The sequence below is a fragment of the Variovorax sp. GW821-FHT09D05 genome (genome assembly GCF_059416325.1).
Map to the genome: position 1 here is coordinate 261,444 of NZ_JBWKOZ010000004.1, position 25,709 is coordinate 287,152.

Annotated in this window: 24 protein-coding genes; 10 read left to right on the forward strand and 14 right to left on the reverse strand. The window is 67.5% G+C overall.

The annotated features are described in order from the left end of the window. The first annotated feature begins 113 nt into the window (after nt 1-113). The 7 genes from AC07O3_RS12485 (at nt 114) to AC07O3_RS12515 (ending at nt 7,498) form a co-directional block, all read left to right on the forward strand. Nucleotides 114-1,136 (forward strand): LacI family DNA-binding transcriptional regulator, encoded by a 1,023-nt coding sequence (locus AC07O3_RS12485; RefSeq protein ID WP_495339444.1) that lies wholly within the window; start codon nt 114-116, stop codon nt 1,134-1,136. A 52-nt stretch (nt 1,137-1,188) separates the two neighbouring features. Beyond that, nucleotides 1,189-2,199, forward strand: a complete 1,011-nt coding sequence (locus AC07O3_RS12490) for an ABC transporter substrate-binding protein (RefSeq protein ID WP_495339445.1) — start codon at nt 1,189-1,191, stop codon at nt 2,197-2,199. Nucleotides 2,200-2,215: 16 nt separating this feature from the next. After that, nucleotides 2,216-3,055 (forward strand): ABC transporter permease, encoded by an 840-nt coding sequence (locus AC07O3_RS12495; RefSeq protein WP_093048924.1) that lies wholly within the window; start codon nt 2,216-2,218, stop codon nt 3,053-3,055. 11 nt (nt 3,056-3,066) lie between these two features. Continuing rightward, the gene (locus AC07O3_RS12500; protein ID WP_093172355.1) at nt 3,067-3,867 is read left to right on the forward strand and encodes an ABC transporter permease; all 801 of its coding nucleotides are present in this window, start codon (nt 3,067-3,069) and stop codon (nt 3,865-3,867) included. Beyond that, entirely contained in the window at nt 3,857-4,918 is a 1,062-nt protein-coding gene (locus tag AC07O3_RS12505; RefSeq protein WP_495339446.1) for an ABC transporter ATP-binding protein, read from the forward strand. The genes AC07O3_RS12500 and AC07O3_RS12505 overlap by 11 nt, the downstream gene beginning before the upstream one ends. Next, a complete protein-coding gene (locus AC07O3_RS12510) occupies nt 4,915-5,772 on the forward strand; it encodes a phosphodiesterase (RefSeq protein WP_307613711.1) in 858 nt (285 codons plus the stop codon). The genes AC07O3_RS12505 and AC07O3_RS12510 overlap by 4 nt, the downstream gene beginning before the upstream one ends. A 64-nt stretch (nt 5,773-5,836) precedes the next feature. Next, complete coding sequence (locus tag AC07O3_RS12515; RefSeq protein WP_093172362.1) at nt 5,837-7,498, forward strand: Na/Pi cotransporter family protein; 1,662 nt, start codon at nt 5,837-5,839, stop codon at nt 7,496-7,498. Nucleotides 7,499-7,502: 4 nt separating this feature from the next. On the opposite strand, the gene AC07O3_RS12520 is transcribed toward AC07O3_RS12515, so the two are convergent. From AC07O3_RS12520 to AC07O3_RS12530, 3 genes are all read right to left on the reverse strand, one after another. Beyond that, the gene (locus AC07O3_RS12520) at nt 7,503-8,507 is read right to left on the reverse strand and encodes a bile acid:sodium symporter family protein (RefSeq protein ID WP_354337378.1); all 1,005 of its coding nucleotides are present in this window, start codon (nt 8,505-8,507) and stop codon (nt 7,503-7,505) included. 182 nt (nt 8,508-8,689) lie between these two features. Beyond that, nucleotides 8,690-9,091, reverse strand: a complete 402-nt coding sequence (locus AC07O3_RS12525) for a response regulator (RefSeq protein WP_093048906.1) — start codon at nt 9,089-9,091, stop codon at nt 8,690-8,692. Nucleotides 9,092-9,192: 101 nt separating this feature from the next. Continuing rightward, a complete protein-coding gene (locus tag AC07O3_RS12530; RefSeq protein WP_495339447.1) occupies nt 9,193-10,176 on the reverse strand; it encodes a quinone oxidoreductase family protein in 984 nt (327 codons plus the stop codon). Between the two features lie 107 nt (nt 10,177-10,283). Here AC07O3_RS12530 and AC07O3_RS12535 point away from each other — a divergent pair, with 107 nt between their 5' ends. After that, complete coding sequence (locus tag AC07O3_RS12535) at nt 10,284-11,192, forward strand: DMT family transporter (RefSeq protein ID WP_495339448.1); 909 nt, start codon at nt 10,284-10,286, stop codon at nt 11,190-11,192. A gap of 33 nt (nt 11,193-11,225) precedes the next feature. Here the strand turns inward: AC07O3_RS12535 and AC07O3_RS12540 are convergent, their stop codons facing one another. From AC07O3_RS12540 to AC07O3_RS12555, 4 genes are read right to left on the reverse strand one after another with little or no spacing between them, the layout of a single operon-like run. Further along, complete coding sequence (locus AC07O3_RS12540; protein ID WP_258350866.1) at nt 11,226-12,017, reverse strand: SDR family oxidoreductase; 792 nt, start codon at nt 12,015-12,017, stop codon at nt 11,226-11,228. A gap of 39 nt (nt 12,018-12,056) precedes the next feature. After that, nucleotides 12,057-13,004: a DMT family transporter gene (locus tag AC07O3_RS12545; protein ID WP_093075770.1), complete on the reverse strand. Its 948-nt coding sequence runs from the start codon at nt 13,002-13,004 to the stop codon at nt 12,057-12,059. Nucleotides 13,005-13,037: 33 nt separating this feature from the next. Beyond that, on the reverse strand, nt 13,038-14,651 hold the full coding sequence (locus tag AC07O3_RS12550) for a gamma-glutamyltransferase family protein (protein ID WP_495339449.1): 1,614 nt from the start codon (nt 14,649-14,651) through the stop codon (nt 13,038-13,040). Nucleotides 14,652-14,676: 25 nt separating this feature from the next. After that, the gene (locus AC07O3_RS12555) at nt 14,677-15,648 is read right to left on the reverse strand and encodes a Bug family tripartite tricarboxylate transporter substrate binding protein (protein ID WP_495339450.1); all 972 of its coding nucleotides are present in this window, start codon (nt 15,646-15,648) and stop codon (nt 14,677-14,679) included. Between the two features lie 95 nt (nt 15,649-15,743). Here AC07O3_RS12555 and AC07O3_RS12560 point away from each other — a divergent pair, with 95 nt between their 5' ends. Together AC07O3_RS12560 and AC07O3_RS12565 are read left to right on the forward strand one after the other, a co-directional pair. Beyond that, entirely contained in the window at nt 15,744-16,670 is a 927-nt protein-coding gene (locus tag AC07O3_RS12560) for a LysR family transcriptional regulator (RefSeq protein ID WP_093172375.1), read from the forward strand. A gap of 299 nt (nt 16,671-16,969) precedes the next feature. Next, entirely contained in the window at nt 16,970-18,202 is a 1,233-nt protein-coding gene (locus AC07O3_RS12565; RefSeq protein ID WP_495339451.1) for a lactonase family protein, read from the forward strand. On the opposite strand, the gene AC07O3_RS12570 is transcribed toward AC07O3_RS12565, so the two are convergent. The 7 genes from AC07O3_RS12570 to AC07O3_RS12600 are packed head-to-tail and all read right to left on the reverse strand — an operon-like array spanning nt 18,203 to nt 25,705. Further along, nucleotides 18,203-19,678 carry an N-acyl-D-amino-acid deacylase family protein gene (locus tag AC07O3_RS12570; RefSeq protein ID WP_495339452.1) on the reverse strand — a complete coding sequence of 492 codons (1,476 nt, stop codon included), beginning with the start codon at nt 19,676-19,678 and terminating at the stop codon, nt 18,203-18,205. It abuts the gene before it with no gap. Then, nucleotides 19,675-20,589, reverse strand: a complete 915-nt coding sequence (locus AC07O3_RS12575) for a MurR/RpiR family transcriptional regulator (RefSeq protein ID WP_093048748.1) — start codon at nt 20,587-20,589, stop codon at nt 19,675-19,677. The genes AC07O3_RS12570 and AC07O3_RS12575 overlap by 4 nt, the downstream gene beginning before the upstream one ends. Nucleotides 20,590-20,599: 10 nt before the next feature. Beyond that, entirely contained in the window at nt 20,600-21,907 is a 1,308-nt protein-coding gene (locus AC07O3_RS12580; RefSeq protein ID WP_495339453.1) for an amino acid deaminase, read from the reverse strand. Nucleotides 21,908-21,909: 2 nt separating this feature from the next. Further along, complete coding sequence (locus AC07O3_RS12585) at nt 21,910-22,893, reverse strand: ABC transporter ATP-binding protein (RefSeq protein ID WP_495339454.1); 984 nt, start codon at nt 22,891-22,893, stop codon at nt 21,910-21,912. Beyond that, nucleotides 22,890-23,921 (reverse strand): ABC transporter ATP-binding protein, encoded by a 1,032-nt coding sequence (locus AC07O3_RS12590; RefSeq protein WP_495339455.1) that lies wholly within the window; start codon nt 23,919-23,921, stop codon nt 22,890-22,892. The genes AC07O3_RS12585 and AC07O3_RS12590 overlap by 4 nt, the downstream gene beginning before the upstream one ends. Then, nucleotides 23,921-24,760: an ABC transporter permease gene (locus tag AC07O3_RS12595; protein ID WP_495339456.1), complete on the reverse strand. Its 840-nt coding sequence runs from the start codon at nt 24,758-24,760 to the stop codon at nt 23,921-23,923. Before AC07O3_RS12595 ends, AC07O3_RS12590 begins: the two co-directional genes overlap by 1 nt. A 3-nt stretch (nt 24,761-24,763) precedes the next feature. Beyond that, entirely contained in the window at nt 24,764-25,705 is a 942-nt protein-coding gene (locus AC07O3_RS12600) for an ABC transporter permease (protein ID WP_093050319.1), read from the reverse strand. Nucleotides 25,706-25,709: the final 4 nt, after the last annotated feature.

Consider the following 25,709-nt stretch of genomic DNA (forward strand, 5'->3'; position numbering starts at 1 on the left):
TTGGGTCCGCCCACCCTCACAAAGGCCCCTCGGGTTTCTCCCGCTTTCTCGCGATGTCATAACAAAGTCATACTGCGGCGGTCCAATGTAATCGATTACATGAACACCGCACAATGAGCATTCAAGCCGTTGCAGCCAAAGCCGGGGTCTCCGTGGCCACCGTCTCGCGCGCCTTCAATTTCCCCGACAAGGTGACGCCCGCCACGCGCGAGCTGGTGGAGCGTGTGGCGCACGAACTCAACTACGTGCCGAATGCCAGCGCGCGCACCTTGCGCACCCAGCGCAGCCGTGTGCTCGGCGTGGTGCTGCCCACGCTGCTGAACCCGACCTTCGCCGAGTGCCTGCAAGGCATTGCGCGCGCGGCCGTCGCGGGTGGCTACGCGATCATTCCCGTCACCACGGGCTACAAGCTCGACGAAGAAGAGCGTGCCGTTCATCTGCTGCTGGCCGGCAATGTCGACGGGCTGATCCTCGTGGTGTCGAACCCCTCCACTTCGGCCGCCCTGCCCCGCCTGCAGGCAGCCGGCGTGCCCTATGTGCTCGCCTACAACCGGCACCCGGACCACCCTTGCGTATCGGTCGACGGCGAAGGCGCGGTGGCCGACGCGGTCACGCGCCTCGTGCTGCTGGGCCACCGCCGCATCGCCATGGTCAGCGGCACGCTCGCCGCGTCGGACCGAGCGCAGCAGCGCTACCGCGGCTACCTGAAGGGCATGACCGAGGCCGGGCTCGCGGTGCCCGCGCTCATCGAAGTGCCCTTCGTCGAAACGGCCGTCGATGCGCTCTCCAGCCAGCTGCAGGCACGCAACCGCCCCACCGCGCTGATCTGCTCCAACGACCTGCTGGCCATTCGCAGCATCCGCGCCGCGCATCTCAGCGGCCTGTCGGTGCCCGGCGACCTCAGCGTCGTCGGCTTCGACGGCATTGCGCTCGGTGAAGACCTCACGCCCGCGCTTACCACCATCACCCAACCCAACAGCGACATCGGCCGCCACAGCGTAGAGCTGCTGATCCAGGCCATGGCCAGCGGCGCCACGCTGCAGGCCGATGCAAGCCTGCTGCTTCCCCATGCCTTCCGAGACGGCGAGTCGTGCGCTTCAGTGCACGAAGACGACAACAACGCCGCGATTTCCTGACCCCGACCCTCTCTCGTTCTTTGCCTACATCCATCCAAGGAGCTTCTTCATCATGTCCCTTCGCTTCCACCGCATGGCCCGCCTCGGCCTGCTCGCCGCCACGCTCGTCGCCGGCAGCGCCATGGCGCAGACCGCCATTTGCTACAACTGCCCGACCGAATGGGCCGACTGGGGCACACAGCTGAAGGCCATCAAGGCCAAGACCGGCGTCACCGTGCCGCCCGACAACAAGAACTCGGGCCAGTCGCTCGCCCAGATGGCGGCCGAGAAGGCCAGCCCCGTGGCCGACGTCACCTACCTCGGCGTGACCTTCGCGGTGCAGGCAGCCAAGGACGGCCTGGTCGAGCCCTACAAGCCGGCCGCATGGAAAGACATTCCCGACGGCCTGAAGGACCCGGCCGGCAACTGGTTCACCATCCACTCGGGCACGCTCGGCTTCATGGTCAACGTCGATGCGCTCAAGGGCAAGCCGATTCCGAAGTCGTGGGCCGACCTGCTCAAGCCCGAATACAAGGGCCTGATCGGCTACCTCGACCCGGCCTCGGCCTTCGTCGGTTACGTCGGCGCGGTCGCGGTGAACGAAGCGCGCGGCGGCACGCTCGACAACTTCAAGCCGGCCATCGACTACTTCAAGGCGCTGCAGAAGAACGAGCCCATCGTGCCGAAGCAGACCTCGTACGCGCGCGTGCTGTCGGGCGAAATCGCGATCCTGCTCGACTACGACTTCAACGCCTACCGCGCCAAGTACAAGGACAAGGCCAACGTCGCCTTCGTGATCCCGAGCGAAGGCACGCTGGCCGTGCCCTACGTGATGAGCCTGGTCGCCAAGGCCCCGCACGCGGCCGACGCGAAGAAGGTGCTCGACTTCACGCTTTCCGACGAAGGCCAGGCGATCTGGGCCAAGGCCTACCTGCGGCCGGTGCGCGCCAATGCGATGCCCAAGGAGATCGAGGCGCAGTTCCTGCCCGCGAGCGAATACGCCCGCGCCAAGAGCGTGGACTACGGCCGCATGGCCGCAGCGCAGCGCGCCTTCTCCGACGAGTACCTGAAGGAAGTCCGCTGAGCGGACGCCACGCGCGATGACGCAAGCCACCCTCTCCAACGCTTCCAACGCCTGGAACCCGCGCTGGCGCCTGCTGGCCTGCGTCGCGCCCGCGGCCGCCTTCTTCGCGGCCTTCTGGCTGCTGCCGGTGGTGCGCCTGCTCACGCTGCCTGCCGACAAAGGCTGGGCCACCTACTTCGCGGTGCTGACCGATGCGCGCTACCTCACGAGCATGGCCAACACGGTCGCGCTCTCCGTGGCCGTGACGCTGGCCACGCTGGTGCTGGGCGCGGCCGTCGGCATCTACCTGGCGCGCCATGCCTTTATCGGCAAGCGTGTGCTGCTGTCGCTGCTCACGCTGCCGCTGTCGTTTCCGGGCGTGATCATCGGCTTCTTCGTGATCCTTCTCGGCGGGCGGCAAGGCGTGGTGGCCGACATCGGCGACAGCCTGTTCGGCGAGCGCATCACCTTCGCCTACGGCCTGCTCGGGCTGTTCCTGGCGTACCTGTATTTCTCGCTGCCGCGCGCCATTGCCACTTATGCAGCGGCAGCCGAGTCGATGAACACGCAGCTCGAAGAAGCGGCGCGTTCGCTCGGCGCCTCGCGGCTGCGAGTGGCGCGCGACGTATGGATGCCCGAACTCGCGCCCACCACGCTGGCGTGCGGCGCCATCCTGTTCGCCACGTCGATGGGCGCCTTCGGCACGGCCTTCACGCTGGCCAGCAAGTTCGAGGTGATCCCGATCACCATCTACAACGAGTTCACCAACTACGCCAACTTCGCGCTCGCCGCGTCGCTGTCGATCTCGCTGGGCATCGTGACCTGGCTGGTGCTGTTCGTGGCGCGCCGCTTCGGCGCGAACCCCGTGGCACGCTGAGGCCCGCGCACATGCACAAGAACACACAACCGAAGGCCCCCTTCCTGCTCGCCGTCACGGTGATCGTGAGCCTCTTCATGATCGCGCCGATGTTGCTGTCGGTGATGGCGGGGCTCGTCAACAACTACAGCGCCGGGCTCAAGAGCGGCCTTACGCTGCGCTGGCTCGGCGAGGTGTGGGAGAACTACGGCGGCACCGTCGGCTGGTCGCTCGCGCTGGCCGTGGCCTGCGTCGTCGGCACCGTGCTGCTGGGCGTGCCCTGCGCCTATGCGCTGGCGCGCAGCCGCTCGCGCGCCGCGCGCATCTTCGAAGAGCTGCTGACACTGCCGGTCGCGGTGCCGGGCCTTGCGACGGCGCTGGCTTTGATCCTCGCCTACGGCCAGCTCACCGCCTTCCGCCAGAGCTTCGCCTTCATCCTCGTCGGCCACATGATCTTCACGCTACCCTTCATGGTGCGCACCGTGAGTTCGGCCTTCCAGCGCGACGACCTGCTCGCGCTCGAAGAGGCTGCACGCTCGCTGGGCGCCAACTTCCGCCAGCGCTTCATGGGCATCCTGGTGCCGGCCGTGTTCCCGGCCATCGTGGCCGGCAGCCTGATGGTGTTCACGCTGTCGGTGGGCGAGTTCAACCTCACGTGGATGCTGCACACCCCGCTCACCCGCACGCTGCCCGTGGGCCTGGCCGACAGCTATGCCTCGATGCGCATCGAGATCGGATCGGCCTACACGCTGGTCTTCTTCGCCGTCATTCTTCCGGTGCTGTGGGGCCTGCAGTACCTTGCCAACCTGATGCAGAAACGCCATGGAACTTGAACGCATCCCCGTCGACATTACGAACTGCGCAAAGACCTACGCAGACGGCACGCGCGGCCTGCAGCCCACCGACCTGAAGGTCGAGGCGGGCGAGGTGCTCGCGCTGCTGGGCCCTTCGGGCTGCGGCAAGACCACGCTGCTGCGGCTGATCGCGGGGCTCGAAGCACCCGACGCGGGCAGCCGCATCGTGTTCGGCGGCCAAGACGTCACGCAGCGCCCGGTCGAGCATCGCGGCGTGGGCATGGTGTTCCAGAGCTACGCGCTCTTTCCGCAGATGACGGTGGCGGCCAACATCGGCTACGGCCTGCGCATTCGCGGCGTCTCGCCCGATGAGGAAAAGCGCAGCGTCGGCGAGCTGGTCGACCTGGTGCGCCTGGGCGGCCTGGAGAACAAGCGCCCCACCGAACTCTCCGGCGGCCAGCGCCAGCGCGTGGCCCTGGCGCGCGCCGTGGCCGTGCGCCCGCGCGTGCTGCTGCTCGACGAGCCGCTGGCCGCGCTCGACGCCAAGCTCAAGGAATCGCTGCGCGACGAACTGGCCGAGCTGCTGCGTCGCCTGCACATCACGGCCATCCACGTCACGCATGACCAGCAGGAGGCGCTCGCCATCGCAGACCGGCTCGCGGTAATGCGCGCCGGCCGCATCGTGCAGGTGGGCCGTGGCGAAGACCTGTACCGTGCGCCCGCGCATCCTTTCGTGGCCGAGTTCCTGGGCCGGGTCAACCGCCTGGAGCGCGAGGCCGATGCCATCGCGCAAGGTGTTGTCCGACTCGGTGGATCAACCGTGCCCTGCCCGGGCGCGTGGCAAGGCCATGCGATGCTGCTAGTGCGGCCTGAAGACATCGAGGTCAACGCGCCGCAGCCCAACTGGGGCGCCGCCACCGTCGAGCGCCGCACCTTCCTCGGCGACCGCGTGCAGTTGCACCTGCGCCTGCGAGACCAGCCCGTGCTGGTGGCCGATGTAGGGCGCGACAATCCCTTCGGGCCGGGCGACGCGGTGGGTCTTCGCATCCACCCCGACCGGCTGATGACGTCGCAGGAGACAAGCGCATGACGACAACTCAGAGCAAGAACACCGTCCTGGTCCAGCTGACCGACCTGCACATCCGCGAGCCGGGCCGGCTGGCCTACGGCCGCATCGACACCGCGCCGTACCTCGAACGCGCCGTGCAGTCGGTGCTCGCCTTGCGCCAGCAACCCGACGCAGTGGTCGTCACCGGCGACCTGACCGATTTCGGCCGCACCGCCGAGTACGAACACCTCGCCCGCCTGCTGGCTCCGCTGACCATGCCGGTCTACCTGATGCCCGGCAACCACGACGACCGCGACCAACTGCGCCGCAGCTTCCCCGGCCATGCCTACATGGGCACGGGCGCCGATACAGACGGCTTCATCCAGTACTCGGTGCGCGTCGGCGACCTGCGCCTGCTCACGCTCGACACCTGCGTGCCCGGTGCCAGCCACGGCTCGCTGTGCGAGAAGCGGCTGGCTTGGCTCGAAGCACAGCTCGACGCCTGCCGCGACGAGCCCGTCGTCGTCGCCATGCATCACCCGCCCTTCGAAACGCTGATTGGCCACATGGACGAGATCGGCCTGCTGCAAGGCGCCGATGCGCTGGAAGCCCTGCTCTCGCGCTACAGCAACGTCGAGCGTGTTATCTGCGGCCACCTGCACCGTGCCATCGACGTGCGTTTCGGCGGCACCATCGCCTCGACCTCGCCGGCGCAGGCCCATCAGGTCTGCCTCGATCTGGCTCCGGACGCGGACTCAGCCTGGACACTGGAGCCGCCTTCATTCCGGGTGCACGCGTGGTCAGCGCGCGGACGCCGGCTCGTCACCCATCTCGCGGCATCAGGCAGCTTCGAAGGCCCCTATCCTTTCCACGACAACGGAGCACTGATCGACTGAAGCGCTCACTTGTGGAAAATGGGGTCGAAACGAACCAGAACGAAAAGGATAGAACCCGACCCCCATGAAGCATCTCCTGAATCTGCTGGCGGCCGTGGCCCTGCTGGTATGGGGCACGCACCTGGTCCGCACCGGCGTGCTGCGTGTGTTCGGCGCCAACCTGCGCAAGATCCTCGTGCAGAGCATGCGCAACCGTTTCACTGCCGCCCTCTCGGGCATCGGCGTGACGGCCCTGGTGCAGTCGAGCACCGCCACCTCGCTCATGACCTCGTCCTTCGTCGGGCAAGGCCTGGTTACGCTGCCGGCGGCGCTGGCGGTGATGCGGGGCGCAGACGTGGGCACTGCGCTGATCTCGGTGCTGTTCTCGGCAGACCTGTCGTGGCTTTCGCCAATGTTCATCTTCGTGGGCGTGGTGCTGTTCATCACGCGCTCGGCCACCGTGGCGGGGCGCGTCGGCCGGGTGCTGATCGGGCTCGGGCTGATGCTGCTGGCGCTGCAGCTGGTGGTGGAGGCGACCGAGCCGCTGTTCTCCTCGCCGGCCGTGCGCGCGCTGCTCGCATCGATCAGCAGCGACGTGCTGCTTGAAATCACCATCGGCTCGGTGCTGGCCATCGTGGCCTATTCGAGCCTCGCAGTGGTGCTGCTGGTCGCGGCCATGGCCACGTCGAACGTGGTGCCGCTGGACGTGGCGCTCGGCCTGGTGCTCGGCGCCAACCTGGGCAGCGGCCTGCTCGCAGTGCTGACCACGGCCAAGTCGGCGGTGGCCGTGCGGCAGGTGACTGTGGGCAACCTGCTCTTCAAGGCACTGGGCGTGGCCGTCGTCGCCCCCTTCATCGGCCTGTGGATCCGCTACGTGCAGCCGCAGCTGCCCAACCAGACACACGGCGTAGTGCTGTTCCACCTGGCGTTCAACATCGTGATCAGCGTGGGGTTCATCGGCCTCACGCAGTGGGTCGCCAAGCTGGTAACGCGCATGCTGCCGGTGCCGCAGCAGCCGGCCGGCACCTCACGGCCGCATCACCTCGATCCGTCGGCGCTGTCGACGCCCTCGCTCGCCATTTCGAACGCCGCGCGCGAAGCGCTGCACCAGGCCGACATCGTGGAGACCATGCTGATCGGCACGCTCGACGTGATCCGCCACAACGACCTGCGGCTCGCGCAGGAACTGAGGCAGCTCGACGACACGGTGGACGAGCTGTACTCGGCCATCAAGTACTACATGACCCGCATCTCGCGCGAGGCGCTGGGCGAAGAGGAAAGCCGGCGCTGGACCGACATCATCAGCTTCACGATCAACATGGAGCAGATCGGCGACATCATCGAGCGCGTGATCATCGACGTGGAAGACAAGAAGATCAAACCGCAGCGCAACTTCTCTGAAGCGGGCATGGCGGAAATCGTCGAGCTGCATGGGCGGCTGGTGGCCAACCTGCGGCTGAGCATGAGCGTGTTCCTGAACGGCAACGTGCGCGATGCGCAGAAGCTGCTCGAAGAGAAGGTGCGCTTCCGGAACCTGGAGCGGGCCTACGCCACGACCCACCTGGACCGGCTGTCGGACCGCACGACGCTGAGCATCGAGACCAGCTCGCTGCACATCGACCTGATCAGCGACCTGAAGCGGATCAACTCGCACATCTGCTCGATTGCGTATCCGATCCTGGAGTCGGCCGGAGCCTTGGCGCCCAGCCGGCTGAGAGAGTCTCGACTGGGAAAGATCGAGGGCTGACCGACTAGTCGGCCTGCTCGGCCGTCTTCAGCACGGAAGCCTCGCGCCCCCGCCGCGCATAGCGTTGCGCCAGCACGGCGCACACCATCAGCTGCATCTGATGGAACAGCATCAGCGGCAGCACGATCGCGCCCACCGCGTGCGAAGCGAACAGCACCTTCGCCATCGGTATGCCGCTGGCCAGGCTCTTCTTGGAGCCACAAAACACGATCGTGATCTCGTCCTCGGTATCGAAGCCCAGCTTGCGCGCCAGCAGGGTCGTGAGGCTCAGCGCCAGCCCCAGCACCACCGCGCACACCACCAGCAACCCGACCAGCGCATGCGCGGGCACCTGCTTCCACAACCCCTCGATCACGGCCGCGCTGAATGCCGTGTAGACGACCAGCAGGATCGAGCCCTGGTCCACGAATTTCAGTACTGCAGCGCGGCGCTGTATCCACTTGCCGATCAACGGCCGCAGCAGATGCCCCGCCACGAACGGCACCATCAACTGCAGCAGGATGCGTCCGATCGAGTCCAGCGACGAACTTGCGTGGCCGCCGTTCGGCAGCACCACCAGATTGACCAGAATCGGCGTGATGAACACACCCAGCAGCGTGGAGGCCGATGCACTGCAGATCGCGGCAGGCATGTTGCCCCGAGCCATCGCCGTGAAGGCGATAGCCGACTGCACCGTGGCAGGCAGCACGCACAGATAGAGCACGCCGGTGTAGAGCTCTGGTGTCACCAGCGGCAGGAGCAGTGGCTTGAGCGCCAGCCCGAGCATGGGAAACAGCACGAAGGTGCTGCCGAACACCAGCAGGTGCAGCCGCCAGTGCGTGAGCCCGTTCAAGATCGCCTCGCGCGACAGCTTGGCGCCATGCAGGAAGAACAGCAGCCCGATGGCGGCGGTCGTGAGCAGCTCGAAGAAATGCGCCACCTTGCCGCTTGCAGGCAGCAGGCTGGCAAAGGTCACGACCGAGAGAAGCGCGAAGGTGAAGTTGTCGGGAAGAAAGCGGGGGCGGGACATGTTGCAACTTGGGGCGCTGCGCGTTGCAGGCGCGCAGGCCGACTCAGCAGGGGAATGTGTGATTTCCGCGCATGAATCTCGTCGCCAATTTGCGGAGCCCGGCGCGTGCTCCTCGCGCCTTTGGGGATGCATTTTCGGCGAAGTCCGGCTCGGTTGCCGGTCGGCGAAAAATTGCCCCTGCCTCAGTGTGCGGCGGGCGAACTGAACTGCGCCTGACGGTGGCGCAGGCAGTAGTCGATCAGGTCGTCGATTTCGGTGGCCTTGTCGAACACGGCATCGGCACCGAGGTGCACGCACTTGCGCCGCATGTCGGGCGTGGCGTAGTTGCTGAGCACCACCATCTTCTGCGACGGCCCGCGGTGGCGACAGGCTTCGAGCACGCGAAAACCGGTGCCGTCCTTCAGGAACAGGTCGACGATGGCCAGGTCCCATTGCGACAGGTTGTCCGACAGCCAGCGCGAGCCCTCCTCCTCCGACTCGGCCTCGCCGACCGGATCGACCCGTGCCACCTCGCGCAGCGTACCCACAAGGCTCTTGCGGATGGTCGGGTTGTCTTCGACGATGAAAGTGCGAACTGTGGTCATGGGCTGGCTCGTCTCTACGCTGTGTTCACAGGCTACAAAGTGCACCCGGCACAAGTCGAAGGCATGACACCCCACCGCCGGTAGGACAAGACTGTCGACGCTCAGAGCGTCAGGATCGTGCAGCCCGTGGTCTTGCGCGCCTCCAGGTCGCGGTGCGCCTGCTGCACGTCGGCCAGTGCATAGCGCTGGTCGATCGGGATCTTCACCGCGCCGCTTTGCACCACCGCGAACAGGTCGTCGGCCATCGCCTGCGTGCTTTCGCGCGTGGCCATGTGCGTGAACAACGTCGGCCGCGTCACATAGAGCGAGCCCTTGGACGCCAGCAAGCCGAGGTTGACCGGCGGCACCGGGCCCGAGCCGTTGCCGAAGATGGCAAGCAGGCCGAAGGGGCGCAGGCAGTCGATCGAGCCTTCGAAGGTGTCCTTGCCCACCGAGTCGTACACCACCTTCACGCCCTTGCCGCCGGTAATTTCCTTCACGCGGGCCGCGAAGTTCTCGGTGCTGTAGTTGATGGCGTGCGCCGCGTCGTGCGCCAGCGCGAGCTTGCACTTGGCATCGCTGCCGGCCGTGCCGATCAGCTGCAGGCCCAGCGCCTTGGCCCACTGGCAGGCGATCAGGCCAACACCGCCGGCCGCAGCGTGGAACAGGATGAAGTCGCCGGCCTGCAGGCCTTCGGCCGGCAGCGTCTTCTTCAGCAGGTACTGGGTGGTCAGGCCCTTGAGCATCATGGCCGCGCCAGTCTCGAAGGAGATGTCGTCGGGCAGCTTGCACACGCACTTGGCCGGCATCACGCGCAGTTCGCAGTAGGCGCCCGGCGGCGGGCTGGCATAGGCGGCGCGGTCGCCGGGCTTCAGGTGCGTCACGCCCTCGCCCACCGCCTCGACGATGCCCGAGGCCTCCATGCCCAACTGCAGCGGCATCGCGAACGGGTAGAGCCCGCTGCGCTGATAGGTGTCGATGAAATTCAGGCCCACGGCCTTGTGGCGGATGCGGATCTCGCCGGGGCCGGGCTCGCCGACTTCCACGTCGACGATCTTCAGTTCTTCGGGGCCGCCATGGCGGTCGATACGGACGGCTTTGCTCATCATCGTTGCAGTCTCCACACACAGGAAAAGAAGAGGGATGGGCATCCTGCCACGTCTGGGTTTCCCGTGGCGGCGCGGGGCATCATTGCCCGGTAGAGTCGGCGGCCATGCAGACACAGCCGCAGCGCCTCGCTCCCCTCACCGTTCTCCTGCTCGTCGTTCCGCCGCTGCTCTGGGCCAGCAATGCCGTGGTCGGCCGGCTGGTGCGCGACATGGTGTCGCCGCTCACGCTGAACTTCGTGCGCTGGGTCATCGCGTTCGCACTGCTGCTGCCGCTGGCCGCGCCGGTGCTGCGCCGCAACAGCCCGCTGTGGGAGCACTGGAAACGCTACGCGGTACTCGGGCTACTGGGCATCGGCCTGTACAACGCGTTCCAGTACCTGGCGCTGCAGACCTCCACGCCCATCAACGTGACGCTGGTCGGCTCCAGCCTCCCGCTGTGGATGCTCGCGACCGGGGCGCTGTTCTTCAGCGCACGCATCAGTGCCCGCGAAATCGGTGGCGCGCTGCTGTCGATGGTGGGCGTGCTGCTGGTGCTCAGCCGCGGCGAATGGCAGCAACTGCTTGGGCTGCGGCTGGTGCCGGGCGACCTCTACATGATTTTGGGCACCATCGCCTGGGCCTTCTACAGCTGGCTGCTGGCGCGCACGCACGAACCCAAGGCCGTGCGGCAGGACTGGGCCGCGTTCCTGATGTCGCAATTGGTGTTCGGTGTCGCATGGTCGGGCGCGCTGGCCGCCGGTGAATGGACGCTGACACCCGCCCACATCGACCTGGGCTGGCCGCTCATCGCCGCGATGCTGTTCATCGGCATCGGGCCCGCGGTAGTGGCGTATCGCTGCTGGGGCACCGGCGTGCAGCGCGCGGGCCCGCAGGCGGCAAGCATCTTCATGAACCTCACACCGCTGTTCGCGGCGGTGCTGTCGGCGGCCTTCCTGCGGGAGCCGCCGCATTGGTACCACGGCGCGGCGTTTCTGCTTATCGTGGGCGGGATCGTGGTGGCGTCCCGGCGCTGAAAACACCGGGCCTCGCGCAGCCTGGGGGCGAGCTCAGTACGTGCCCGGGTAGGCCCCGCCGTCGGCGAGCACGTTCTGGCCGGTCATGTAGCCGGCCTGCATGCTGCAGAGAAACGCGCAGATGGCGCCGAACTCGGCCGGCGTGCCGAAGCGCTTCGCAGGAATGTTCTTCTTGCGGGCTTCCCACACGGTATCGAAGTCCTGGCCCGACTTCTGCGCCGCGCCGGCCATCGTGCCCTTGAGGCGGTCGGTGTCGAAGGAACCCGGCAGCAGGTTGTTGATGGTCACGCCCTGCGCCGCGATGGGCGTGCGCGCCACGCCGGCCACGAAGCCCGTCAGGCCGCTTCGCGCACCGTTCGACAGGCCCAGGATGTCGATGGGCGACTTCACCGAGCTCGACGTGATGTTCACGATGCGGCCGAAGCCGCGCTTGGCCATGCCGTCGACCGTGGCCTTGATCAGCTCGATGGGCGTGAGCATGTTGGCATCGACCGCCTTGATCCACGCCTCGCGGTCCCAGTTGCGGAAGTCGCCGGGCGGCGGGCCGCCCGCGTTGGTGACGACGATGTCGAAGTCATGGCCCAGCGCGAACACTGCGGCGCGGCCGGCTTCGGTCGTGATGTCGGCGGCCACATGCTTGACGAACGGGCCCGATGCACCGGCCGCCTCGTTCAGCTTCTTCGCAGCCGCTTCCAGTGCCTCGGCGCCGCGCGCCACGATCACCACGTTCACGCCTTCGCGCACCAGCGCCTCGGCGCAGCCGTAGCCCAGCCCCTTGCTCGCGCCGCACACCAGCGCTGTCTTGCCTGCAATACCCAGATCCATGTTGTTGCTCCTGTGAGTCAGTCAGTACGGCAAGGGGCTTCAGCGCCCCTTGCGTGTGAAAACGAAAATGCCCGCGATGACGAGCACGGTGCCGGCCGCGATCCACGGCGTGAACGGCTCGCCCAGTATGACCACCCCCATGAGGATGGTCGACAACGGCCCGATCATGCCGGTTTGCGCGGCCACGGCGGGGCCGATGCGTTCGATGGCCATCATCACCATCAGCACGGGCACTGCCGTGCAAAGCGTGGCGTTGAGCACCGACAGCCAGATCACCTCGGGCGCCACCTGCATCGCCACGCTCATCGGCCGCGTCAGCACGAACTGCAGGATGCACAGCACGCAGGCCACGGTGGTAGCCAGGCCCACGAGCCGCAGCGACCCGAGGCGCTTGACGAACTCGCCGCTGTAGACAAGGTAGCCCGCATAGCTCACTGCGCTCAGGAACACCAGGAACGCGCCCCACGCCGCCGCCCCGCCGCCCTTGCCGCCGCCCCCGGTCCACAGTTCGTGGCCGAACACCAGCAGCACGCCGGCATAGCTCACGACCATGCCCAGCACCTGCTGGCGCGTGGCGCGCCGCCGGTACATCAGCCAGCCGAACAGCAGCACCAGCGTGGGGTTGAGATACAGGATCAGCCGCTCGAAGCTGGCCGAGATGTACGCGAGCCCCGCAAAGTCGAGAAAGCTCGCAAGGTAGTAGCCCGAGAAGCCGAGCCCGATCACGCCGATCCAGTCGCGGCCGGTGAGCGCGGGCTTGCCGCGCCCCGCCCACAATGCCATCACGGCAAAGAGCGGCAGCGCGAACAGCATGCGCAGCATGATGAGCGTGATGGCGTCCACGCCGTAGCGGTACGCCAGCTTGACGATGATGGCCTTGCCGCTGAACGCGATGGCGCCCAGCGTGGCGAGTATCAGACCGGACGCATAGCCTTTTCTTGCGCCGTCGTGAGTTGGGATGCCGAGCGATGCGGCTGTCTTGTTCATCCCCCGATCATCGCGGGAACCTCGAGACCTTGCTCAATACCCCGCCGCCACACCGTCGCGGCGCGGGTCGCTGGCAGCCACATAGCCTTCGACCGAAGGCTCGCCCGCGCGCCAGATGAACTGGCCGGCGCCGAAGTCCTGGTACGAGTCGTTGATCACTTCCAGGTGGTGGCCCAGGTCGCGCAGGCCCTGCACCGTGGCCGGGTTCATCGCAGCCTCGACGTTGATCTCGAGCCCCGCGTTGAAGCGCCAGCGCGGCGCGTCGCAGGCGGCCTGCGGGTTCTGCTTGTAGTCGAGCATGCGCACCAGCGTCTGCATGTGGCCCTGCGGCTGCATGTTGCCGCCCATCACGCCGAAGCTCATCACCGGCTGGCCGTCCTTGGTGAGGAAGGCCGGAATGATGGTGTGGAACGGGCGCTTGCCCGGCGCCACCACGTTCGGGCTCTCGGCCTTCAGGCTGAAGCCGTGACCACGGTTCTGCAGGCTGATGCCGAATTCGGGCTCCACGCAGCCCGAGCCGAAGCCCATGTAGTTGCTCTGGATGAAGCTCACCATCATGCCGCTCTCGTCGGCAGCCGTGAGGTAGATGGTGCCGCCCTTCACGGGGTTGCCGGCCTTGAAGTCTTGCGCCTTCTTCACATCGATGAGGCGGGCGCGCGAGGCGAGGTACGCATCGTCGAGCATCTGCTCGGTCGTGACTTCCATCGTCTTGCGTTCCGACACGTAGCGGTACACGTCGGCAAAGGCCAGCTTCATCGCTTCGATCTGCAGATGCTGCGATTGCACCGAGTCGACCGGCAGCGAGGCGATGTCGAACTTTTCGAGAATGCCGAGCGCGATGAGCGCGGCAATGCCCTGGCCGTTAGGCGGAATCTCGTGCAGCGTGTGGCCGCGGTAGTCGCGCGATATCGGCTTGACCCACTCGGGCTGGTAGGCCGCGAGGTCGGCCACCGTGAGCGCACCGCCCTGCTCGGCCGAGAACTTCGCCAGCGCCTCGGCGATCTCGCCGTTGTAGTAGGCCTCGCCCTTGGTGCGTGCAATGGCCTTGAGCGCACGCGCGGCGGCCGTGAAGCGGAACAGCTCGCCCACCTCGGGCGCGCGGCCCCACGGCAGGAAGGTCTGCGCAAAGCCCGGTTGCGAGCCCAGCAGCGGCGTGGCCGCAGCCCACTTGCCCTGCACCACCGGCGGCACCAGATAGCCGCGCTCGGCGATGTCGATGGCCGGCACCAGCAGGTCGGCGAACGGCAGCTTGCCGAAGCGCTCGCTCATGGCGACCCATCCGCGCACCGCGCCCGGCACCGTGACCGAGTCGATGCCGCGCATGGGCGGATTGGCCGCGTCGGCACCGTACTTGGCCTTGAAGTACTCGGGCGTCCATGCCTTGGGCGCCGGGCCCGAGGCATTGAGGCCGTGCAGCTCCTTGCCGTCCCACAGGATGCAGAAGGCATCGCTGCCCAGGCCGTTGCTCACCGGCTCGACCAGCGTCATCACGGCGGCAGTGGCAATGGCCGCATCGACCGCGTTGCCGCCCTGATGCAGGATGCGCAGGCCGGCCTGCGAGGCCAGCGGGTGCGAGGTCGACACCACGTTGCGCGCGAAGATCGGGATGCGCGTCGAGAGGTAGGGGTTGTTGAAATCGAAGTTCATTTAGGCGTGCTCTTCTTTCTCTGCTTCATTCGTTGGTGATCTTGCGGTCGACGACGATCTTTTTCCACTTGGCAGCGTCGGCGGCGACCATCTTCGCGAACTGGTCGGGCGTGCCCGGAGTCGCGGTCTCGATGCCCAGGCGGGCGAGTTTCTCTTTCACTTCAGGATCGGCCAGCGCTTCGTTGGCCGCCTTGTTGATCTTCGCGACGATGTCGGCCGGCAGGCCCTTCGGGCCGTAGAAGCCGAACCATGTGTTCGATTCGTAACCCGGCAGCGTGTCGGCAATGGGCGGCAGTTCGGGCGCCAGCGGGCTGCGCTTGAGCGAGGTAACGCCCAGTGCGCGCAGGCGGCCGTCACGCACGTGCGGCATGCCGGTGGGCAGCGAGTCGAACAGCACGTCGATCTTGCCGCTGATCAGGTCGGGAATGGCCAGCGCCGTGCCCTTGTAGGGAATGTGCGTGACGAACACGCCGGCCTGCGCCTTGAACAGCTCGGCCGTGAGCTGCACGATGGTGCCGTTGCCGCTCGATGCGTAGTTGAGCTTGCCGGGGTTCTTCTTCGCGTAGTCGATCCACTCGCGCACCGTCTTGGCGGGCGAATTGACCGGCACCAGCATGATGCTGGCCGCGTCGCCTACATGCGCGATGGGCGTGAAGTCGCGCACCGTGTCGTAGGGCAGCTTGCTGACGGCCGGGCCGATCGAATGCGTGCTGGTGGTGGCCAGCAGGATCGTGTAGCCGTCGGCCGGGGCCTTGGCAGCCTGGTCGGAGCCGATGGCGCCGCCGGCGCCGGGCTTGTTGTCGACCACCAGTGTGGTGCCGAGCTTCTCGCCCATCTTCTGCCCCAGCGTGCGGGCGAAGAGGTCGGTGGCGCCGGCCGCCGGGAACGGCACGATCAGGCGGATCGGCTTGTTCGGGTAGCCCTGGGCCAGGCTGGCGGACGAAGCGGCCATGCCGAGCGCAACGGCGAGCACCTGGAGGAACTGGAGGCGTTTCATATACGGAATTCTTGCCTGTGAACGAAAAAAGGATGCTATGCAGCGGCAGCGCATCAAGCCAGATAATTCTGCTTATTCAACTATCAAAGCTGTTTATGGCAAGGAACACCGCTGAAGAGATCTCGCTGCAGCAGTTGCGGGCGCTGACGGCGGTGGCCGAAACGGGCAGCTTCACACTGGCGGCCGAGGCATTGCAGCTTACGCAGCCGGCCATCAGCCATCTGGTCAAGCGCCTGGAAGAAGAGCTGGCGCAGCCACTGGTGGTGCGCGGCCGCCGCATCCGCATGACCAATGCGGGCCAGATGATGGTCGACACGGCCGTGCGTGCGCTGCGGCTGATCGATGAATCCGTCGATGCCTGCCGCTCGCAGTCGCAGCTGCGCGAAGGCCGCATCGTGCTGGCGGTGGGCCACCTGACCGCCGGCGCCCTGCTGCCGCCGCTACTCGGCCGCTTTTCGCAGAAGCACCCGACGCTTGCGACCACGCTGCTCGACAGCACCGCGGATCAGATGATCTCGCGCATCCTCTCGCAGGAGGCCGACCTGGGCTTCGGCTCCGACATCGGCCAGAAGCACTCGGAGCTGGCGACGGAGCCGCTGTTCTCCGACCGCATGGCCCTCTTCGTGCGGGACGACCATGCGCTGGCGCAGCACGCCGTGGTCGAGGCCCGGCACCTGGAGGCGCTGCCCTTCATCCACGTCAACCCCGACGCCAATGTGTGGCGTGCCGTGAGCCGCCAACTGTCGAGCATGGCCAACGTGTACCCGCGCGTGGTGCATCACGTGTCGATGCTGTCGACAGCCTTCGGCCTCATCCAGGCGGGTGCAGGGGTAGCGCTGCTGCCGCGCTATGTGGAAGTGCTGATGCCGGCCAACCTGCGGGCGTTGGGCGTGGTGCGGCCCACGCTGGAGTACCCGGTGGTCGCCATCCGGCTGGCCAAGCACCCGCTCAACCCGGCTGCCATGGCTTTTCTGGCGATGGCTCGGCAGCATATGAAGCCGCCGCGGGCCGGCAAGTCCTAGTTTTTTCGGCTCAGGGGTGCGATCACGCCGACGGGGTACCTTGCTCCGCGAATGTCCCCCGGCCTTCGGCCTCCTCCTTTATTTCGCTGCGCAAGGCACCCCATCGACGTGATCGTTCAGAGCACTGGTTGATCGGCCAGCACAACAGCCGCGTCCATGTGCGAATGGCATCGGGTGCTCCCCGCAGCGAAATAAAGGAGGAGGCCGAAGGCCGGGGGACATTCGCGGAGGGGAGTACCCGGTGTCATTCGTACACGCCCTGAACAAAAACCATCGAGCCTAATCACGAGAGGAACCCCATGACCCAACGCCGCACAGTCATGCAATGGATCGGCAGCACCTCCGCCCTCGGTGCGTTGACGCCGTGGCTACCCGCAAACGCACAAACCCCGGACACGGCAAACGCAGCCACCAGTCGCAGCACACCCGCACCGCGCTTTGCCTATGTCGGCACCTACACCAGTGACGCCCCGGGCGGCACCGCTGGCGGGCCAGCGTCGAAGGGCATCTACGTGCTCGCCATCCAGGACGGCGCCTGGACACAGGTGCAAGCAGTCACCAGCGCGAACCCTTCGTTTCTAGCGGTGCACCCCAGCCAGCGCTTCCTGTACGCGATCAACGAGATCGACACCTACCAGGGCCTGCCCACCGGAACGGCCGAAGCCTATGCCATCGATGAGCGCAGTGGCCGCCTGACGCTGATCAACCGCCAGCCGCTGTCGCTGTCAGGCGTGATCCCGGCGCACTTGGCAGTGTCGCCCGACGGGCGCGCCCTGGTCGTGGCCCTGTATGGCGGCGGCGCCTACAACGTGCTGCCGATCGGTGCGGACGGCAAGCTCGGCAAGGTATCGAGCATTGAGAAGGAAACCGGCTCCGGCCCCGACACAGAACGACAGGAGTCGCCACACCCGCACATGGTGCAGTTCGACGCCTCGGGCCAGCGCGTGCTCGCCACCGACCTCGGCAGCGACCGCATCAACGTCTTCACGCTCACCGACGGCAAGCTGGCACTGGTCGGCCGCACTGCCACGCAGCCCGGCAGCGGCCCGCGCCACCTGGCGCTGCATCCGTCGCAACGCTTCCTGTACCTGGTGAACGAACTCGATGCCACGGTCGCCTGCTTCGGCTACGACGCGGCCAGCGGCCTGATAGACGGACAACGCCAGCGGATCTCGACAGTGCCGCAAGACTTCACCGGCCAGAAAAACTCGGCGGCGCTGGTGATGCATCCCTCGGGGCAGTTTCTCTACGCGAGCAACCGCCGGCTGAAGTCGGAACACCCGCTGGCCGACAGCATTGCAGCGTTCCGCGTCGATGCAACCAGCGGCACGCTGACACCGCTGCAGCACTGGAGCGAAGGCCTGCGCTTCCCGCGCGCGCTCGCGATGGCGCCCAGTGGCAGTCACCTCTACGCGCTCAGCCAGAAAGGCGACGCCATCCTGCGCCTGCGCATCGACCCCGCGAACGGCAAGCTGGACCAGCCGGTGCAGGTGGCACAAGTGCCGACGCCGGCCTGCCTGGTGTTCGCCTGATCAGCTCCCGCGCGTGAGCATCCGCCCCGCGCGCGCCAGCACCCGTGCTTCGGCCTCGCCGCCGCGGTAGGCCAGCACGCCGTTCACGAACACGCGCTCCACACCGAGGCTCACGCCGTGCGGCTGGTCGTAGGTCGCGGTGTCGGCGATGGTCTCGGGGTCGAACACCACCACATCGGCCATCGCGCCGGTGCGCAGCAGGCCGCGGTCGGCGATGCGCAGGTTGCGCGCGGTCATGCCGGTCATCTTGTGCACGGCCTGCTCCAGCGTGAACAGCCTGCGCTGGCGCCAGTAGCGCGCAAACACGCGAGGGAAAGCCCCCCACAGGCGCGGATGCGGATGCCGGTCGTGCGGCAGGCCGTCGCTGCCGATCATGGTGAGCGGATGCGCGATGACGCGCTCCACGTCTTCCTCCTGCATCTGGAAGTAGCAGGCGCCGCCCGGCTTCAGGCGCAGGCAGGCCTCCTGCTCGGTGACGCCCCACTCGCGCGCGATGTCGGAGACAAGGCGCCCCGTCATCTCCGGATGCGGGTCGGACCAAGTGAGCAGCACGTCGATCACGCCATCGACAAGATCCTCGCGTAGCACGGTCGAGCCGGCCACGTAGGGGTACACGTCCATCGCGATCTTCTGGCGCTGCGCCAGCGACTCGATCAGCGGCAGGGTCTCTTTCGTGCGGCCCCAGTTGGCGGGGCCGGCGCACTTGTGGTGCGAAATGACGAGCGGCACGCCGGCATTGAAAGCCGAGTCGCCGGCCTCGTGCAGCGCCTCGATGATCTGCTGCATCTCGCTGCGCAGGTGCGTGGCGTACACGCCGCCATGACGTGCCACGACGCGCGCCAGCGCCGTCACTTCTTCGGCGGGCGCAGCAAAGGCCTCTTCGTAGAACAGGCCCGACGACATGCCGTGCGCACCGTCGGCCATGCAGCTGTCGAGCAGCGCTTCCATGCGCGCCATCTCATCGGCGCTGGCGGGGCGGTCCAGAGCTTCCATGGTGGCGAAGCGCAGTGTGGTGTGGCCGACCAGCGCTGCCACGTTGAGCGCGGGCCGCGTCGCATCGACCGCCGCGCGGTACTCGGCCATGGTCGCGTGCTTGAACGAATCGGCGCCCAGCAGCGTGAGCGGCGGCAGCGACTGCGGCGTGCGGTAGGGCGCGAGCGAGATGCCGCAGTTGCCCGTCACCACCGTGGTGATGCCCTGCGACACCTTGGGCAGGCACAGCGGGTCGCGCAGCACGATGGCGTCGTCGTGCGTGTGCGCGTCGATGAAGCCAGGGGCGACGACCTTGGCGCGGCAGTCGACGATCTCGACGTCGGCCAGCGCGAGGCCATCGGGCAGCCGCTCGCGCAGGCCTTCGCCGAGCGCGACGATGCGGTCGCCCTGCAGCAGTACGTCGCCGGGCCACGAAGGGCCGCCCGAGCCGTCGACCACCAGGCCAGCTTCGAGCAGGATGGCCTTGCCTGTCGTCGCACTCACGATGCGGCTCCCTTGTTGCTGTTGATGCCGCCGCCGTCCCAGCTTTGCAGCGGGTGCGTGGTGGCATCGATGCCGTGGCGCTGGAAGGCTTCGCGTGCACGCTGAAGGCGCTGCACGGCGGGCTCGCCGCGGCGCTGGGCCACGAGCACGGTAAGGATCTCGATGGCAGTGAGGTGCGTCAGGTAGGCATCGATGCCCACGTGCATCACCGCGTCATCGGGCACCGACAGGCCGAGCAGAAAGTCGGCCTTGGCCGCGAGTGCCGTGCCAGGCCGCGTCAGCGCAACCACCTTGGCGCCCTGCCCGCGCGCGATGTCCACCGCGTCGAGCAGCGAGGGCATGCCGCCCACGTGCGAGATGGCGATGACCACGCCGCCCGGCCGCTGCGCCGCGCCGGCCACCTGCTGCAGGTGGTAGTCGGCCCAGGCATTGGCCGACAGGCCGAGCCTGAAGAGCCGCGCCTGCAGGTCGTTGGCCATGAACCACGAGGTCGCGCCCGCGCCGTACAAGTCCACGTGCGGCGCCGCCGCAATCGCCGCCACGGCGCCGTCGAGCACCTGCATATCGAGTTGGCCGCGCACGCCCGAGACCGATGCCGCCGCGCTGCGCGCGATCTTGCCGACCACTTCGTCGGCCGCGTCCTCGATGTTCACGCGGCGGTGCAGCGGCGAGCCACCGAGCGCCAGCTCCTGCGCGAGCGCGAGCTTGAATTCGCGCAGACCGGCAAAGCCGAGATCGCGGCAAGTGCGCATGATGGTAGGCACCGAGCTGCGCGAGCGCTCGGCCAGCTGCTCGAAGCTCTCTTCGAGCACGCGGTCGGGGTCTTCGAGGATCAGGTCGAGAATCGCGCGCCGCGTCGCCGGGGCGTCGCTGCGGATCTGCGCGATTTTCTGAAGCAGGGAGGGTGTCATCGCAGCGTGCTCAGAAGTGCATGGCGACGGCGTCGCTCACGCGGTAGTCGTTCTCGACCACGGGCATCCAGTGCCATTTGTCGAAGGTGGTGCAGGGGTGCGAAATGCCGAGGCCGACCCGGTCGCCGACCTTGGGCGCTTCGGCTTCCTCGCTCGCGTCCCAGCGCAGGTAGGCGTGCTGGTCGTTGAGCGCGGTGATCTTCCAGCCCGCGGGCACGGCCTGCGGCTGCAGCACGCCCCGTGCAGCACGTGCGATGGGCACGGGCAGCGAGAGATCGAAGGAAATGTCGCGCTTGCCGACCGCAAGAATCGCCAGGCCCGGCTCGGGGCGCGATTGCACCGTAGCCCAGACTTCCATCGCCGGCACCAGGCTCTCGCCACAGCCGCAGCCCAGGCGCTCATCGACCGCGCTCACCATGCGCTTGTAGAAGCCATGGTCGTGCGTGACGTAGCAGCCCGAGCGCAGCAGGCCGCGCACCGGCGCGCCGAGCGCGGGCTTCAGGCGCCCGGCCACGAGGTCGAAGATGGCCGAGCCACCGGCCGAAACCAGCACCTCGTCGGTCTCGAACAGCTTTTCGCTATCGCAATGGCGTGCCACGGCTTCCACGCGGTCCATCAGCGTCTTCGCGTAGGCCGCATCGGGCTCGCTCTGGCCGGTGGCGCCCTGCCCTTCATAGCACTCGATGCCCACGAGCTTGACCGCATCGCTCGCGCGCAGCCGTGTGGCCAGCTCCACGGCTTGCTCGTGCGTACGGCAGCCGGTGCGCGCGCCATCGACGCCGATCTCGATCATCACCTCGAAGGGCACGCTCGCGGGGTGGCGCTTCGCCCAGTCCTCTATCAGCGCGAGCTGCGCCAGCGAATCGACCAGGAACACGATGCGCAGGTCGACATGCTCGCTCAGCAGCATCTGGATGCCCGCGAGGTCTTCGTCGCTCACTACCTGGTTGGCGATGACCGTACGGCGCGCGCCGGCCGCCACTCCCACGGCCAGCTGCGTGACGGTGGCGAAGGTCAGGCCCCAGGCGCCGGCGTCGAGCTGGCGCTGGAAGAGCTGCGGCGACATGGTGGTCTTGCCATGCGGCGCGAGGTCGATGCCCCATTCGCGCACGCGCGACTGCATCCAGGCGAGGTTGTGTTCGAGCGCCTCGCGCTTGAGCACGGCCAGCGGCAGCGGCAGGTCACCGGCGAGCACGTTCCATCCGGCAGCGCCGATCTCGCTGCGGCGGCGCGGCGCCTGGGTGCGCGGGTAGCCCTTGAAGTTGCTGCCCAGCAGCGGGTCGTTGAAATCGTTGGCGGCGACGGCTTTGTCGGTCATGGTCATGCGGCAATGTTGGATAGCAGTTCTTTGCGGATGCAGGCGCTGTAGTGTCCTGCCGAAATTTCTTCGAGCGGCGGCACAGTCTGCGCGCAGGCCTCGATGGCATGCGGGCAGCGCGTGCGAAACACGCAGCCCGAGGGTGGCGAGATGGGGCTCGGGATGTCGCCCTTCAGCGCAATGCGCTCGGTCGCCACCTCCGGGTCGGGCTTCGGGCTCGCGGCCAGCAGCGCCTGTGTGTAGGGATGCGAGGGCCGCGCGAACAGCTCTTCGGTGGTGGCAACTTCCATCACCTTGCCCAGGTACAGCACCACCACGCGGTCGCACAGGTACTCGACCACGTCGAGGTCGTGCGAGATGAAGAGCATCGTCAGGCCCAGCCGCTCGCGCAGGTCGGCCAGCAAATTGATGACCTGCGACTGAATGGACACGTCGAGCGCCGACAGCGGCTCGTCGGCCACGATGAATTCGGGCTCCACGGCCAGCGCGCGCGCCACGCCGATGCGCTGGCGCTGCCCGCCCGAGAACTCGTGAGGAAAGCGGCTCGCATGCTCGGCGCGCAGGCCCACGGTCTCGAGCAGCTCGGCAATGCGCTTGTCGCGCGCCGCCGCGCCCTTGTGCAGGCCGTGCGTGGACAGCGCCTCGCCGAGGATCGCGCTGATGCGCATCTTGGGGTTCAGGCTGGCGTACGGGTCCTGGAAGATGATCTGCAGCTTGCTGCGCAGCTTGCGCATGCGCTCGCCCGACAGCGTGCCGATGTCGTCGCCGCGGTACAGCACTTGCCCGCTGGTGCGTTCGAGCAGGCGCAGCACGGTGCGGCCGATGGTGCTCTTGCCCGAACCCGATTCGCCGACCAGGCCCAGCGTTTCGCCGGGCTGGATCGCGAACGACACGTCGTCGACCGCGCGCACCGGGCGGTCGCTGCTGCCGAAGTATTTCTTGAGTCCGCGGACTTCGATGAGTGGAGAAGAAGAAACAGCGGTCATGCGACCCTCACGAGTGGTTGCGCCGGCTGCACGCGGATGCAGCGCGCCTGGCGGCCGTGGTGCGTTTCGATCAGCGGCGGCATCCCGGCGGTGCAGCCGGCCAGCGCGAGATCGCAGCGCGGCTCGAAAGCGCAGCCCGGCGGCGGTGCCAGCGGGCTCGACACCTGGCCGCGAATGGCGAACAGGCGCTTGGGCTTGGGCTGGCCGGGCAGGCGCGCCTTGCCCGGCAGGCAGGCCAGCAAGCCCTGCGTGTACGGATGCTCGGGCTGCGCGAACAGCGGCCGCACTGGCGCGCTTTCGACCACGCGGCCCGCGTAGAGCACCACCACGTCGTCCGCATGGTGCGCGACCACGCCGAGGTTGTGGGTGATGAAGAGAATGCTCATGCCCGTCTCGGCCTGCAGCCGGCGCATGAGCTCGAGGATCTGCGCCTGGATGGTCACGTCGAGCGCGGTGGTGGGCTCGTCGGCAATCAGCAGCGTCGGGTCGCAGGCCATGGCCAGCGCGATCATCACGCGCTGGCGCATGCCGCCCGAGAGCTGGTGCGGGTACTCGTGAATGCGCTGCGCGGCGGCCGGTATCTCGACCAGCTCCAGCATGCGCAGCGCATGGGCCAGCGCCGCCTTGCGGTCGAGGCCCTTGTGCAGGCGCACGCTTTCCGCGATCTGCTCGCCGATGGTGAACACCGGGTTCAGGCTGGTCATCGGCTCCTGGAAGATCATCGACAGCTGGTTGCCGCGCAGCGAGCGCATCTCGCGTTCGCCGATCTGCAGCAGGTCGAGCGTCTTGCCTTCGCGCGTCACGAACGAGGCGCTGCCGCTGACCTGCGCGTTCGCGGTCTTGGGCAGCAGGCGCATCAGCGTGAGGCTGGTGACCGACTTGCCCGAACCCGATTCGCCGACCAGCGCGGTCGTCTTGCCGGGCTGTATGGAGAAGCTCACGTCAGCCACCGAACGCACGAGGCCGTCTTCGGTGGGGAAGCTGGTGCTCAGGTTGCTGACCGTGAGGCGTGGGGTTGTGTTCGTCATCACGAGGTCTTCTTCAGCTTGGGGTCGAGCAAATCTCGCACGCCATCGCCCAGCAGTTGCAGCGACAGCGCCGTGAAGATGATCGCGAGCCCCGGGAACAGCACTACCCAGAAGGCCTGGTGCGCGTACTGCTGGCTGCCCGCGACCATGGTGCCCCAGGTCGGGATCTCGGGCGGCACGCCGACGCCGAGGAACGAGAGGCCCGCCTCCGCCAGGATCGCGTACGCGAAGATGAACGACACCTGCACGAGGATCGGCGACATCAGGTTCGGCAAGATGTGCCGCCACAGGATGCGCGAGGTGCGCACGCCCAGCGCGCGCACGGCCTCGACGAACAGCAGCTCGCGCACCACCAGCGTCGAGGCCCGCACCACCCGCGCCACGCGCGGCGTGTAGACCAGCACCAGCGCCAGCACGGTGTTCATCAGCGAGGGCCCGAGGATGGCCACCAGCGCGATGGCCAGCAGGATGTCGGGGAAGGACATCATCGCGTCGACCACGCGCATCAGCGGCGCGTCGAGCCGGCGGAAGAAGCCGGCCATCAGGCCCAGCACCGTGCCGGCGATGACCGCGCCCAGCGCCGTAAGCGCAGCGATGGCCAGCGAGTAGCGCGCGCCGTGCACGATGCGCGAATACAGGTCGCGGCCCAGTTCATCGGTGCCGAGCAGGTGCTCGGCGCTCGGCGCCTTCAGGCGATCCAGCACGGCCGTGTCGTTGGGGTCGATGGAGGCGAACAGCGGCGCGCCGATCGCGAGCACCGCGATCACCAGCAGCACCAGGGCGGAAACCATCACGATGCGGCGATGCATCAGCTGACGGAGCATTCGGGGCATACGCATCGCTCAGACCTTCACGCGCGGATCGACCACCGCGTACAGCAGGTCGATCGAGAAATTGATGAGCACATAGATCGCGGCGATCACGAGCAGCGCACCTTGAATGACGGGGTAGTCGCGCCGCAGCACGGCACTGACCACGAGGTTGCCCACGCCGGGCAGGCCGAACACGGTCTCGGTGATGACGGCGCCGCCGATCATCAGCGCGACCGTGAGGCCGATCACCGTGACGATGGGCACCAGCGCGTTGCGCAGCGCGTGCTTGAGCACCACCGTGCTTTCGCTCAGGCCCTTGGAACGCGCGGTACGCACATAGTCTTCGCCGAGCACGTCGAGCATGGAGGCGCGCGTGAAGCGGATGATGAGCGCGGAGTTCAGCAGGCCCAGCACCGTGGCCGGCAGCACCAGCGAATGCAGCCGCTCGGCCAGCGCCGCATCGGGCGCGCCATAGCCCGACACCGGGAACCAGCCGAAGGACACGGCAAAGATCTGGATCAGCACGATGCCGAGCCAGAAGCTCGGAATGCTCGCGCCCAGCATCGCGATGCCGGTGAACAGCTGGTCGACCGCGCGCCCGCGGAACACGGCGGAGACGATGCCGCACGGCACGCCGATCAGCGCCGCGATGGCCACCGCCATCAGCGCGAGCAGCGTGGTGGGTTCGGAGCGCTCCCACAGCGCCTGTGTCACGGGGCGCTGCAGGAAGATCGAAGTGCCCAGGTTGCCCTGCAGCACCTCGCGCAGCCAGTAGCCGAACTGCACGGGCAGCGGCTTGTCGAGGCCGTACTCCTTCTGCACGCGGGCGATGTCGGCCGCGGTGGCCTGGTCGCCCAGCAGCACCGAAACCGGATCGCCCGAGGCCGCACGCGTGAGCACGAAGACGAGCACCGCCACGATGGCGAGCACGACGAGCATGCCCGCGGCGCGGGAGGCGATGTAGCGGAACATCGAT